14 protein-coding genes are annotated in these 12958 nt (G+C 53.3%); 1 reads left to right on the top strand and 13 read right to left on the bottom strand.

Annotation, left to right across the window (positions count from 1 at the left end; translation table 11 throughout):
• Positions 1–65: 65 nt before the first annotated feature.
• From MHI24_RS30665 to MHI24_RS30640, 6 genes are all read right to left on the bottom strand, one after another.
• Positions 66–851, bottom strand: coding sequence for a DUF3887 domain-containing protein (locus MHI24_RS30665; protein ID WP_340023333.1), 786 nt, complete (start codon positions 849–851; stop codon positions 66–68).
• 99 nt (positions 852–950) lie between these two features.
• Positions 951–1721 (bottom strand): M15 family metallopeptidase, encoded by a 771-nt coding sequence (locus tag MHI24_RS30660; RefSeq protein ID WP_340023332.1) that lies wholly within the window; start codon positions 1719–1721, stop codon positions 951–953.
• 72 nt (positions 1722–1793) lie between these two features.
• Positions 1794–3074, bottom strand: coding sequence for an FtsW/RodA/SpoVE family cell cycle protein (locus MHI24_RS30655; RefSeq protein WP_340023331.1), 1281 nt, complete (start codon positions 3072–3074; stop codon positions 1794–1796).
• The gene (locus MHI24_RS30650) at positions 3074–3406 is read right to left on the bottom strand and encodes a PadR family transcriptional regulator (protein ID WP_340023330.1); all 333 of its coding nucleotides are present in this window, start codon (positions 3404–3406) and stop codon (positions 3074–3076) included. The genes MHI24_RS30655 and MHI24_RS30650 overlap by 1 nt, the downstream gene beginning before the upstream one ends.
• A gap of 142 nt (positions 3407–3548) precedes the next feature.
• Positions 3549–5003 (bottom strand): DHA2 family efflux MFS transporter permease subunit, encoded by a 1455-nt coding sequence (locus MHI24_RS30645; RefSeq protein WP_340026845.1) that lies wholly within the window; start codon positions 5001–5003, stop codon positions 3549–3551.
• Positions 5004–5094: 91 nt separating this feature from the next.
• Positions 5095–5664 carry a TetR/AcrR family transcriptional regulator gene (locus MHI24_RS30640; RefSeq protein ID WP_340023329.1) on the bottom strand — a complete coding sequence of 190 codons (570 nt, stop codon included), beginning with the start codon at positions 5662–5664 and terminating at the stop codon, positions 5095–5097.
• Between the two features lie 192 nt (positions 5665–5856).
• Between MHI24_RS30640 and MHI24_RS30635 the strand changes: the two genes are divergently transcribed.
• Positions 5857–6300 carry a DUF4395 domain-containing protein gene (locus MHI24_RS30635; protein WP_340023328.1) on the top strand — a complete coding sequence of 148 codons (444 nt, stop codon included), beginning with the start codon at positions 5857–5859 and terminating at the stop codon, positions 6298–6300.
• Positions 6301–6324: 24 nt separating this feature from the next.
• Here MHI24_RS30635 and MHI24_RS30630 read toward each other — a convergent pair whose 3' ends face one another.
• From MHI24_RS30630 to MHI24_RS30600, 7 genes are all read right to left on the bottom strand, one after another.
• The gene (locus MHI24_RS30630; protein ID WP_340023327.1) at positions 6325–6870 is read right to left on the bottom strand and encodes a hypothetical protein; all 546 of its coding nucleotides are present in this window, start codon (positions 6868–6870) and stop codon (positions 6325–6327) included.
• A 74-nt stretch (positions 6871–6944) separates the two neighbouring features.
• Positions 6945–7952 (bottom strand): NAD-dependent epimerase/dehydratase family protein, encoded by a 1008-nt coding sequence (locus MHI24_RS30625; RefSeq protein WP_340023326.1) that lies wholly within the window; start codon positions 7950–7952, stop codon positions 6945–6947.
• Between the two features lie 171 nt (positions 7953–8123).
• The gene (locus tag MHI24_RS30620) at positions 8124–9104 is read right to left on the bottom strand and encodes an ROK family protein (RefSeq protein ID WP_340023325.1); all 981 of its coding nucleotides are present in this window, start codon (positions 9102–9104) and stop codon (positions 8124–8126) included.
• Between the two features lie 211 nt (positions 9105–9315).
• The gene (locus MHI24_RS30615) at positions 9316–10101 is read right to left on the bottom strand and encodes an ABC-2 family transporter protein (RefSeq protein WP_340023324.1); all 786 of its coding nucleotides are present in this window, start codon (positions 10099–10101) and stop codon (positions 9316–9318) included.
• A gap of 7 nt (positions 10102–10108) precedes the next feature.
• Positions 10109–10903, bottom strand: a complete 795-nt coding sequence (locus MHI24_RS30610; RefSeq protein ID WP_340026844.1) for an ABC-2 family transporter protein — start codon at positions 10901–10903, stop codon at positions 10109–10111.
• 70 nt (positions 10904–10973) lie between these two features.
• Positions 10974–12029 (bottom strand): ABC transporter ATP-binding protein, encoded by a 1056-nt coding sequence (locus MHI24_RS30605; protein WP_340023323.1) that lies wholly within the window; start codon positions 12027–12029, stop codon positions 10974–10976.
• Positions 12030–12108: 79 nt separating this feature from the next.
• Positions 12109–12891: a GTP cyclohydrolase II gene (locus MHI24_RS30600; RefSeq protein ID WP_340023322.1), complete on the bottom strand. Its 783-nt coding sequence runs from the start codon at positions 12889–12891 to the stop codon at positions 12109–12111.
• Between the last annotated feature and the right edge of the window lie 67 nt (positions 12892–12958).

Here is a 12958-nt window from a genome sequence, read left to right as displayed (position 1 = left end):
TTAAAAAAGGATTCCAGCAGCCCTGTAGACTGTGAAATCCTCCATGTGAAAATGAAATGAATACGTTACGGCGCTGCCTGCGTTTGTACCGGACTGGCTGATACTTCCTTCGCCGGAACCGGAGCCAGCGTCAGATTCGTCAGCTTGCCCGAGTCATTCAGCGTAAGCGTCAGCACAGCCTCGCCCTTGGCGAAGGCTAACACACTGACAATTGTGATATTGCCGTCCTGATGCTTACTCTCTGTGGACTTCACGCCTAAGAAATTGCCCGCAGGCGCGCTCATGCCCTCCCAGCTCTGCTGGAGAACGGGCTGAGACAGCGCTTCAGTCTCCTTTGCATAATAACGGTCGCGGAGTGCCTGATAGTTGCCTGAAGCGAGCAGGCCTGCTACCGCACTGGCTGTTACCTCCGGCGTGTACAGCTCCACCTGGCCTGTAGCCGCATTATAAGACGTCACCAGTCCTATCGCCGAGAAAAAGGACAGCGGCGCATACGCCCGTTTTTGCTTCAGCTCAAAGCCGTCCGTATACGTAACCTTGTCCTTGCCATCAAGCAGCAGCTCCTGTCCGGACAGCCGGAATTGGACACTTTCCTGGAAGCGTTCCAGCAGGAAGGTTCCCGTGGCACCGGTAAAAGTGACCCTATACTTCAAGGCCTCGGCTGTATCCAGCAGCGGAAGCATGACGCTTGAGCCGCTGGTGTAGGCTGATCCTACGCCCGGCTGCAATTCCTGTCCGTTGACGATCACTCTCATGCTGCTGGCGGCATTCACCTGATTGCCGGTCAATACACCTGCTCCTGCTGCTAATAACACTACACTTAGGAATACGGCTGCGATTCTTCTGAACAAATCGATCCCCACCTTCCCTGTATTAGAATATTATGCACGCATGTCTCAGAGATTAACCTACATTATTCATTAACCGTTATCATTTACTTTCGAACAGCCTTACTCCACATTGAAATTGAAATATTGCTTCGGATAAGGCTCCTTGATCAGTGTGAAATGCCACCATTCCTTGGTGTACGGCTTGAAGCCCTGCTTCACCATCGCATCCTTCAGCAGCTTGCGGTTCGCATGCTGGCTACTGGTGATGAGCCCTGTATTATAATAAGAAATCTCCCCGAAAAAATCATACGGGCTGCCCATATCCACCAGCTCCCCTGTGTCCTTGTAGGCCAGTGTCAGGTCGATGGTACTGCCCCGTGAATGTCCGGATTTCCTAGCGATGAAGCCCAGCTTGAACAGGTTCCGCTTGTCCAGCTTCGGATAATACTGTGCCTTCATCTTCAGGTCACTGGCGTCCTGAGACCAGCGTACGAAGTGGTCTACTGCCTTTTGCGGGCGGTAAGCATCATAGATTCGCAGAATATAGCCTTTGCGTTCCAGATCATCACTGACCTTCTTCAGCGCGTCGGCAGCAGTCTTGGAGAAAATAGCCAGCGGCGCCTTATACCCGTCCACCCGGGTTCCTGTGAAATTATTCGTGCTGAAGTACCGGATCTCATATTGCGCTGACGGAATCACCTCATCCAGATAGACGAACCCGCCGGGGAGCTTGTTCTGCTTCACTGCGGCAGCCGGTGCACCTTGCGCCTTAGCGGTCCCTGCTTCAGCAACAGCACTTGTGGTAGCCCCCGATAGCAGCGCCGCACCGCCTACAAGCAGCGTAATCAAGAACAATGCCAGCCTACTCATTTTACCTCCCGGCTTGTCCAACTCCGCGCCTCCTCTCTGCCTGTTCCTCTGTTTCAGCTCCAGTATACGTGCTGCCCAGGCAGCCGTCCAGCATCAAGCGGGAACTTGTGCCGCAGGGACCATATCCTTCCGCCGGTAGACCCCCATCAGCAGCCCGAGGGCGGCGAATTCAATGAACACATGCTGTCCGTAGCTCAGGAACGGGAACGGTATCGAGATCAGCGGCATTCTGCCGGTGAGAATAGACAAACCGTAGATTAAGCGGATCGCTAACATTAGAGAGAGTGCAAAGATCAGCGCCCGCCCATAGGCATCGCTGACAGAGCGGGTATAGGCGATCATTCTGAGTGCAAACCAGCAGACCAGCACAAGCAGCAGCAGGCCCCCGGCCCAACCGAAGCTCTGAATCAAATATACTGGGAAAAGGTCTGTATAAGGATAGGGCAAACGCTTCTCAACAGCTATCCCAGCAATACCCTGACCTCCCCAGCCTGCGGAGGTTAAGGTGTCGTAAATCAAACCGTTAATGAAACTATAATAACCCGTCCCTATTCTATTCCATACGTAGATTGCCCCAACACCTGCAAATACTGCAGCGATTACAACAGCTCTAACCCAGCGCCGGGTGATCCATACATATAAAGGTAATGCAACCGCCAGATATACAACCAGCTCGGCAAAAGACGGAACGATACAGTAAATGGCCGCAGGCAACAGCAGCAGACCTAAATCCGCCCACTGTCTCATCCCCCCGCCGGTGGTGCGCATCACACCTGGTTTCTTCCAGATTCCTGCCAGCGCAATGACAAAGAGATATGGACTGAATCCAATCAGATCAAACGGGAAGCCCAGAACTCCAACATAACGCCTGCTGCCATTCATCATATCTGGACCAAGCCATAGACTGGCCCCAAGCATTAGTAATGTTCCGCCATAAATCCACCCCGAAGCCCGCTGCAACTGCTTGAAATTGATGAAATACATGATAGCCATTACAGCAACTCCAAGGGCGATAAATACCAACTGGCGCAGCATCAGAGCATCAGGAATGTAATCCTTAACTCCCGCTTCCACAGCCCCCATCCCTAACAAACTTACAGCTGACAGCAGAATCACGCCTATCAGCAGCGCCCAAGGAATCCGGGGCTTGTGTATCTGGTGCAGCTCCCGGCCAATGGCCTGCGGATCACCCAATTGCGCGATGGCATATTGCTGTGCCTCTTCCTCGGTCGCCCCCTGCTCTTGCCTCTCCGTCATCAGGTCGGCGAAATGTCCGCTAAGCTCCTCCCGGATCTCATCGTGCATCCCTTTGGCCCTCACCTCGGCGCATACCTTATTCAAATAGCGGTTCAATACCTTCTGATTCGGTTCCATTACGCACTGCCCTCCCCCAGTACAGAGTCCACTGCCCCTTTGAACAGCTTCCACTCCTCACGCTTCTCCTGCAGCTTATGCCTGCCTTCCTCCAGCAGCCGGTAATACTTGCGCTTGCGACCGTCGACCACCGTCCAGTAGGCTTCCACCCAGTGTTCACTCTCCATCGCATGAAGAATCGGGTAGAGCGTGCCTTCCTTCAGCGCAAAAACCCCCTGCGAGCGCTGCTCCAGCTCTTTAATCAGCTCGTAACCATACAGCGGTCTGTCCAGCAGCAGCGTAAGAATCATAGTCCCTGTGCTGCCCTTCAGCATCTCCTTGCTGACCTTCATCGTCTTTACCTCCCTATACATCGGATATCTATGCTTAATATACAATATTACCCAGATAAAGTCCAGTATGTAAACCACAAAAGAACCCCTCCTCAGAAATGGTTACCCATTCCCAAAAGGAGAGGTTCTTGAAACAGACGAATTAGTGCATGGAAGCCTGCGTCTTGTGCGAAACAATAACACGCTTGATGAAGAAGGCGATGACCAGACCGATGATGGCCATAACCATCCCGAAGACAAAGGCATTCTGCACCCCGTGCGTGAAGGCAGCGCCAATGTTCAGCGGATCAGCCGGGTTCTTGACACTCTGCAAGAAGCTTTTGGAGCCGGAGGTCATAATGCTTACCGCCAGGGCCGTACCAATCGCACCCGCTACCTGCTGAAGGGTATTCATGATCGCTGTACCATGCGGGTAATATTCCAGCGGAAGCTGGTTGATCCCGTTGGTCTGGGCAGGCATCATAATCATGGAGATACCGATCATCAGCACACTATGCAGCACAATTACGAAGACCACGGTAGAAGTAGCCGTAATGCCCGAGAAGAACCACAAGGAGACGGCGACCAGCACCAGGCCGGGGATAACCAGCCATTTCGGGCCGTATTTATCGAACAGACGTCCCATCACCGGCGACATCAGCCCGTTGATGATCCCGCCCGGCAGCAGCAACAGTCCTGCTTTGAAGGCAGTATATCCTTGCCCCTGCTGCAGATACAGCGGAAGAATCAGCATGGAGGAGAGAATGACCATCATACAGATGAAGACCATCAGCAGACCTACCACGAACATCGGGAACTTGAAGGCGCGCAGATCAATCATCGGCTGCTTCATCGTCAGCTGGCGGATGCAGAACAGGATCAGTGCAATGACACCAATTGCAATGGCCACAATCACCTTCGGGCTTCCCCAGCCCTCCGATTCACCGGCGCTGCTGAACCCGTACACGATGCCGCCGAATCCGAAGGAGGATAACAGGATGGACAGAATGTCAATCTTCGGCTTCGTCACTTCCGTAACATTCTGCATGAACAGAATACCGCTCACCAGTGCAATGAACAGGAACGGCAGAGCCAGCCAGAAGATCCAGTGCCAGCTCAGACTCTCAATCAGCAGTCCGGCAATGGTAGGTCCAATCGCCGGCGCTACCATGATGACCAGCCCGATCAATCCCATGGCCGCTCCTCTCCGCTCAGGCGGAATAATCACCAGTATCGTGTTGAACATCAGCGGCAGAAGAAGTGCAGTGCCCATGGCCTGAACTACTCTGGCTGTAAGCAGGAATTCGAAATTCGGAGCCATCGCTGCCAGGAACGTTCCTGCAATCGAGAAGGATAAGGCGGCGATAAATAGCTGGCGGGTCGTAAACCATTGCAGCAGCAGCCCGGAGATCGGAACCAGAATCCCCAGGGTAAGCAGATAAGCGGTAGTCAGCCACTGCGCAGTCGTTGGTGTTATTTGCAGAACATTCATCAGATCGCTTAAAGCGACATTTAACGCGGTCTCACTGAACATGCCGATGAATCCGGCAATCAGCAGGGAGATCAGAATAGGTAAAGTCTTGAATTGCCGGGGCGCTGTCTGCCCCTTGTCAGTCATAGTTGCATTCACTCTCGTATCCTCCTGATTATCTGTATACTCTCTCTGTAGGTGCTGCTTACTGCTAATCTTGCTTGTATTGCTACTGTGGCTATTCCAAAATAGCCTGAACGCTCTCTGCTGCCGCAACCAGCGGATACGTGCTCTTGCTTGTCAATGCGAGCAGCAGCGCTCCTTCGAACAAGGAGACGGCCACAACCGCCTTGCGTTCCGCCGCTTCTTCCTCCACCCCATCACCGATGAGACGCTGAACGATGACATTCTGCCAATCCTTGAACACACATTGACAGGCGCTGCGCAGCTCATCGCTAACGCAGGAGGTCTCGGCCGCCACCCAGAAGCTGAACGGTACCAATCCCTCAAAAGACGAGGTCTCCGCAGTCTCCGCCATGGACAGTATGAATTTCTGGACGGCAAGAGCCGCGGAGCCCTCGCTCTCCATATAATACCTCAGCGACCCCGCCACTTCTTCACTGGTCCGGTGAATGCAGGTCAGCGCCAGCTCCTCTTTGCCGTCAGGGAAGTAATAATACAATGATCCCTTAGGCGATTCGCTGTCCTTAATGATCTGATTCAGACCGGTAGCATGATAGCCCTGTGTGAAAAACAATCTCGAAGCCGTATCCACAATAGCTTCACGTGCATTATGTCTGTTCGACAAGCCGGACACTTCCTTATCATGACAATCTGCCATTATAACAATTGGTCTACATAATATAACCACGAAAAATCTCTTCATGTCAACAGAAAATAAATTCAAATTTGAAGTATCCAACTTAAGGATTGCCAGGTATCCGATCAACCGATATAATTTTCTTAATTACATCATTCCAATAAGAAAGGTATGATTTCAGTGAATCCATTACCTTCCGCTCAGGGAATTCCCCGGCCGCTGGTGAAGATTAATCAGGCTTTTATTGTGATCTCTGTACTACTTGCCTTATTTACAGGAATCCGCTGGATTCTTGCGCTTCCGCTTGCTGCCGGATTATCAGGCTTGCTGTTCAGCTATAATCCTGTAATGAAGCTAAGCAGCCGGCTGCTGACCAAGCCGCGTTCTGCTTATGTGCTGGAAGACCCGGAGCAGCAGCAATTCAACCAGAAGATTGCCGTCTTCTGTCTGGCTGCGGGACTGGTCAGCTTTACGGCCGGCTGGACGGTTGCCGGATATCTTTTCACGATTATGGTTGCAGTCGCGGCAACAGTCGCTATTCTCGGGTTCTGCATCGGCTGCTTCATCCATTATCAATGGAAAATGTACATCTTCAGACGCAAGCAAGCACAGCCTCACAAGTAATAATGCCGGGGAGCTTGTTACACTCTAACGTGTACGCTGCTCCCCTTCCCCGCCTGCCACATCCCACCGGTGGCGGAACTTCTCCAGCCGCGGATGCACCTGCTCCGGCGCTTCAGTCAGCAGCAGACGCAGCTTGACGATCCACTCCTCGAAGGAGGAGAAGGAAGCGAACAGATTCGCCATATCCGGGGTCAGATAGAGAAAATACGGCGCTTGATAGACCCCTGCAATATGTCGCAGCGCAGAGTCAAGCGGTGTATATTTCTTCCGCTTCCCTTCCAGACCCTCTACCGTAATGAAGGATTGTCCCTGCTCCCTTTTCCAATCGTGCAGCCTTTCCTCCCGCTTGTACAAAGGCTTCACCGGCTCCTTCGTCATCCGCCGCACCGTCTCCTCATGCAGCGGGTACAGCACCAGCTTGCTGAATTTCCGTTCCACCGCTGCCTGGGCAGCCTTCAGCAGTTCCTCATCGGAGATATGCTCGAAGGAATCATAGAAAATCAAGGTTCCTTTGCGTTCGGCCGGAGGCGCTTCATAGCCATATGGCACATGCTGTATGTCTCTTGTCATCGTTACCCTCCTGTGTCTATGGTGTCTATAGCATATCATGCTACCACAGGCAGCATCCAATACTGAAGCTTCCGCTATTCCTCCTGTTCCCGGAACCAGTGTAGCGTCTCTTTGATCGCCTTCTTATATGGAGTTGGGGAATACTCGTGGAATCTGCTCATGAATTTGCTGTCGCATAACAGCAGCGGATACTTGTATCCGTAGAGCAGCTCGTAGAACTCCCTTGCCTCTTTATCGAACATCCCGGCCAGCTTGACCGCCCAGCCCGGCACCACCCGGCATTTCCGGGGAGTGCCCGCTGCATCCTGGATGCTGTGGATAAACTGGCGGCCTTCAATCGTGCCTGAGCCGGATACATGCCATTCCCCGTTCTCTCTGCTCTCTGCCAGCAGTACGGCTGCCTTGGCTGCATCACCGACATAGACCAGGTCATGGGGCACATCCAGCTTCACCGGCCACATCACGGTCCGCGCCTGGAGTGCCCGCTTGAATATCGCTCCAAATACCCTGTTGGTCACATTAGGACCGTAATAGTCGGGATACCTGGGAATAATGTAACGGAAGCCGCGGCTGGCCGCCTGATTCACCAGGTGCTCCTCCATCCGGTTGCGCAGCCGGCCCTTGCGGGTCTGTGCCGCCTTGGGGTGACGTTCATCTGCCGGGAGATATTGAAGCTTGCCGTATCCGTAGACATTGCCGGGGAAGACCAGCGTCTTGCCGGGCCCAAGCCGGCCCGTCACCCGTTCCAGCGCCTGGAACATAACCGAATGCCATTCCGAGTAAGGCACATTAAGACAGAAATAGACTGTCGCTGCTCCATCCAGCACAGCCGCCAGTCTCTCCTCATTCTGTACATCCAGTGAAGATATTGTCAGCAGCGGTCCTCTTAATGCATCAAGCGCTTGACTGGACCGATGGTAGGTCGAAGTGACCAGCTTTCCCCGGGAGAGCAGCTCCTGTGTAATTGAATAGCCGAGTCCTCCATTGCCTCCGATGACAAGGCTCCTGGCATTGCCTGGTCTCTCACCCGGTATTGGATAACTTGCAGGAACTGCTTCTGGCTTAAGAATGATGGTTTTCACTTTCCTTCTCCTCTTTCTATTTCAAACTGTCCTAAGTATACCTCCTTCTATATCCTGTCTTCATTGGGTTTATTTGACGATTGATGTCGGATTTGAGTTTTTATATGGAAAAATGGTGAATTATTGAAAATCCAAAGTTTTGCATTACCCTAAGGTCGCAGGTCTCTCATCCTATCCCTTCGTCTGCGTCAGTCTCCGCTGATTCGCATATACAGCCGCTCCCAGAGTACCCGCACGGCTGCCCAGCCCGGCCTGGACAATCCGGCAGTGGCTGCCGGAGAGCTTCAGGGCATGGGCATCTACTGTTTCACGTACCCGTTGGAGCAGCCGGTCTCCCGCTGCCGACATCCCGCCTCCGATAATAATTAGCTCCGGGTTCAGCAGATTAATCACATTCGCCAGCCCGAACCCCAGCAGCTCCCCGGTCTCATGCATGACATCCATGGCTAACCGGTCCCCCAGATCATAAGCCTCAGATATCATCTTCGCGGTGATTCGCTCAGTATTATGCTCCGTCCAGGTCTCAATCACGCTGGCTCTCCCTTCCTTAAGCTTCTCCTTGAACGTATTAACCATTCCCACGGCAGACACATACCGCCCGAGGCACCCGGAGCTGCCGCAACGGCAGGGACGCCCCTGCCGGAACATATTCATGTGTCCGATTTCTCCTGCGCTGAAGGTGGTCCCGTAGAGCACCTTGCCGTCATGGACAATGCCTGAGCCAAGGCCGGTGCCAAGAGTAAGCAGCAGCAAATTCCGGTAGCCCCGCCCGGCCCCCTGCCACTCCCCATAGAGATTGACCCGTACATCATTATCGATATAGATATCAAATCCATAGTAAGGCTTCATTTCATTGACCACATGAACCTGCTCCCAGCCGGGGAAGTTCGGCGAGAACACCGACAGCCCTTCCTCCGGGTCCAGCAGGCCCGGTATGCCCAATCCCATACAACTGATCTGCCGCTCCTCAATCCCGCCCCGCTCACATAGCTGTGCTACAGCAAGCCTGATCCGCTCCAGCACATGGTCCGGACCCTCCGCCGCTTCTGTAGGAATGGACAGTTCCTCTATTGCTGCAAACTGCTTATTAAACAAACCTGCCTTGATATTGGTTCCGCCTAAATCGATTCCGATGATATATGTATCCTCCACACTTCACCCTTCTTTCCTTTAACAGATTTCTGATTTCTTCGATCTTAATTATGCGCTTTCAGAATACAGGCAGGTAGTAATTTCCGAGCTTCCTTATAGCACATTTCACTTAAAATAATGCAACACAAACAGGGCTGCCCCTGCAGCCCTGATGACAAGCTGCGGGACAACCCTATTATGTTTACTTCTCCACTCTATGTCTCAACACACGTTAAGAACCGGCACCCTTGTACCGCTTGACGCCATAGCTCCAGGCCATCAGGCCGATGCTGAGGAAGACCGCACCCACAAGCGGAGTGAGCAGCGCCATCGTTCGCATCTCATCGCGGTGCAGGAACAAGGCCGCCGGATAGATGCCGACAAAAGCAAACGGGATGATCCAGGTCAGCAGCACCTGAATCGCCCGGTTATAGATGGTTACCGGATAACGCCCGTATGTCTGGATGTTGTACATCAGCGGCAGAATACCGGTCGGCGCATCCGAATAGAACGACAACGAGGTTAGTGTCGTATAAATGCCTGTATAGATGGCTACCGCACTGAGCGTCAGCAGAATCAGCATCGGCAGGGTCCACCATTCAAATGGCAGGCCCAGGTTGCTGCCGCTGATTCCCATGATAATCAGCCCGATGACGGAGCCGAACAAGGCAGGCGGGTCCACATTTTCCAGGAAAATCTGGAACAGATTATGCGCCGGACGGGTGAGAATGCGGTCCATCTCGCCTTTGACGATATAGCGTTCACTGAAGCCCCACATATTCACGAAACAGCTGAACACTCCGAACGGCACCATAAAGAAGCCATAGACGAAGACGACTTCGTTCTGATTCCAGCCGCCCAGGCTGTCCGTATGCATGAAGATGACCATTATGAAGATGAAGTTCGTGGCCTGGAACAGCAGGTCGGAGATCACCTCCACCCAGAAATCCGCGCGGTAGGTGAGCCGTGTTTTCATATAATTCTTCAGATATTCAATCAATAAGCCCAGGTAATACATGCTTCGCTTAACCTCCCTGCACGAACAGCCGCTTACGCGCCGCGTGATATAGCCAGACAATCGGAATCAGCAGCAGCAGGAACCAGATCACCTGGATTCCCAGCACATTCCAGATGCCTACGCCCTGCACGCGGCCTGTGAATACAGAGCCCGGCAGATACGTAATGGCTTGAAAGGGAAGCAGCTTCAGCACCGAGGCCAGCCAGTCCGGGAACAGGGTGATCGGCACAATCAGGCCGGAGAACAGGTCCACGACCACTCGCTTCATGCGCATCATCCCCTCATTGTTCTCGACGAAGAAGGCCGACAGACCGGTAATAATGTTGATCTGCGAGCTGATCAGGAAGCTGAAGAACAGCATGACCAGGAAGCCCGCCCAGGCCGAAGGCTCGGTCGGGAGCTGCACCGGAAACAGCAGAATGGCGATTACCATGCCCGGAATCATCAGCATCATGAAGCGGAACAGGCCTTCGCCGAGTCCCTGCATCATTTTGACCAGCACGTAATTATAAGGCCGGATGAACTGGATGGCGATGCTGCCGTCCCGGATATCCGTAGAAATCTCCCGGTCCAGGTTATTGAAATAGAAGGCCCGCGCCATCCATGAGACCGCAACATACGTAGTCATCTGCGCTCCGGTGAAGCCGCCAAGCGACTGGCCGTCCCCGTAGATCGCCCGCCAGGTGAAATAATTGACCCCGATGTTCAGCGTATAGATCAGGATGCCCGAATAATAATTCACACGGTAAGCGAGCATCGTCAGGAACCGGATACGGATGAAGTCGAAATAAGCGCCAAGCAGCAGCCTCCACCCGCTGTTTGGGGCATTGCCTGAGCCTCTGCCGGAGGAGGATGCTGCCGTTGCCAGCCGCCTAGACATGGACCGCCTCTTTCTCATCGCTCAGTGCAGCGATCCGCTCTTCCGGCTTCTCCGCCGAGCCCGACTGGTAGATGCTGCGCACGATGTCGTCCGTGTTGGTCTCGATGATTTTGATATCGGTAATATCAGCCTGTCCTACAACGCGGCCCAGCACATCCGATACATTCAGCTCCAGCGGAATCCAGACCTTGGCCCCCAGCTCATTCTCGGCAGTCCAGGTCACCGGCATCCCTTCTGTCCAGCCAATCAATTGCTGAAGCTTCGTGGCTGTTCCGAACTGGAATTGCACTTCACGTCCGGTTCCCCAGCGCTGCTTCAGATCATCCAGACCACCGTCATAGATAATCCGTCCGTCATCCAGCATAATCACACGGGAGCACAACGCTTCAATATCCTGCAGGTCATGGGTGGTCAGCAGAATGGTGGTTCCATGCTCCCGGTTCATGTCCTTGAGAAATTCGCGGATCTCCGATTTCACAACAATGTCGAGTCCAATCGTCGGCTCATCCAGGAACAGAATGGACGGATTATGCAGCAGCGCGGCGACCAGCTCACAGCGCATCCGCTGGCCCAGGCTCAGCTTGCGCACCGGACGGTTCAGCAGCTCCTGCAGCGCCAGCCGCTCGACCAGCTCATCCAGCCGCTTCTTGAATTCCTGCTCAGGCACCCGGTACACCTTGCGCAGCAGCTGGAACGACTCGATGACACCGATATCCCACCAGAGCTGGCTGCGCTGGCCGAAGACCACGCCGATATTCTGAACGAACTTCTCCCGCTCCTCATACGGCACGAAGCCGCCAACAGACAGGCTGCCGGCGGTAGGCACCAGAATCCCGGTAAGCATCTTGATCGTTGTTGACTTCCCGGCTCCGTTCTCCCCGATGTAGCCGCAGATCTCACCCTCCGGGATAGCGAATGAAATATCCTTGACTGCGGTCACCTCGGAATATTGCCGTTTAAACAAATCAGCGAAGGCCCCTTTGAGGCCCTCGCGGTTTTTTTGGACTTTGAAGGTCTTGCGCAAGTCCTGTACTTGAATAGCATTCATAGGTTACCTCACTAAGCTAGAATTGGGTTCAGTACCTCATTATAATAGAATGATCCTAAAAGTACTACCTGTTTCCTGCTTATTTGGCCACCCGGCCTTCCAGATAACCGGCATCCGGCACAGCCTCCAGATGCCCGGAACGGACAACCTTGGTCCGCAGGTATTTCTCGTTGAAGACCGAAACATCCCCCCACAGCGGCACCCGCTTGACGGTATTCATTCCGGCGGCTCTCAGCGCCTCCAGCTTCTTCGGGTTGTTGGTAATCAGAGTAACCGGCTTGCTGCGCAAGCGCTGAAGCACGCTGATCGCGTCTCTGTAATCTCTGGAATCATCGGCAAATCCCAGCTCCAGGTTAGCTTCGACCGTATCATATCCCTCTTCCTGAAGCAGGTAAGCCATCGCCTTGCTGAACAGGCCGATGCCTCTGCCTTCATGATTCGCGAGATAGAACAGCGCTCCGGAGCCATGCTCTGCGATCATCTTCATCGATTGGTGCAGCTGGAAGCCGCAATCGCAGCGCTTGCTGCCGAAGATATCGCCGGTATGGCAGATGCTGTGCATGCGGATCAGCGCATCGTCGGAATGCTGGAAATCGCCGTATACAAGCACGCTCGATTGTTGTCCATCCGCCAGGTTCATTGAAGACAGGCGCTGTATGAGCAGCTCTGTTGCGGCTGCGCCTTCAGCCTGAATGAGTTCATCATCCGTCACCTTCAACCAGCTGTACCACTGGAAGGTAACCGTCTCTCCATCCAGATTAACAGGCAGCTTAATAGGTCCAACGAGGATGTTGGTGGAATTGTCCATGGAGATATGCTGGATCTTGTTCTGTAATATAGTAAGGATATCTGGTTTCGTCATGATAGCACCGTCCTAAAAGTTTTGATCACCTATGTTTAACTTCAGTAACTATTTGTAAGTAAGTTTA

The sequence above is a fragment of the Paenibacillus sp. FSL K6-1096 genome, assembly GCF_037977055.1.
In the GTDB taxonomy this organism is placed as follows: domain Bacteria; phylum Bacillota; class Bacilli; order Paenibacillales; family Paenibacillaceae; genus Paenibacillus_AQ.
This window is presented reverse-complemented; position numbering and strand designations above follow the sequence as displayed.

Coding starts and splice junctions, on each gene's coding strand:
- MHI24_RS30600 (WP_340023322.1), bottom strand. CDS start 12,891: ATGACGAAACCAGATATCCTTACTATATTACAGAACAAGATCCAGCAT.
- MHI24_RS30650 (WP_340023330.1), bottom strand. CDS start 3,406: ATGAAGGTCAGCAAGGAGATGCTGAAGGGCAGCACAGGGACTATGATT.
- MHI24_RS30615 (WP_340023324.1), bottom strand. CDS start 10,101: ATGTATTACCTGGGCTTATTGATTGAATATCTGAAGAATTATATGAAA.
- MHI24_RS30655 (WP_340023331.1), bottom strand. CDS start 3,074: ATGGAACCGAATCAGAAGGTATTGAACCGCTATTTGAATAAGGTATGC.
- MHI24_RS30605 (WP_340023323.1), bottom strand. CDS start 12,029: ATGAATGCTATTCAAGTACAGGACTTGCGCAAGACCTTCAAAGTCCAA.
- MHI24_RS30630 (WP_340023327.1), bottom strand. CDS start 6,870: ATGACAAGAGACATACAGCATGTGCCATATGGCTATGAAGCGCCTCCG.
- MHI24_RS30645 (WP_340026845.1), bottom strand. CDS start 5,003: ATGACTGACAAGGGGCAGACAGCGCCCCGGCAATTCAAGACTTTACCT.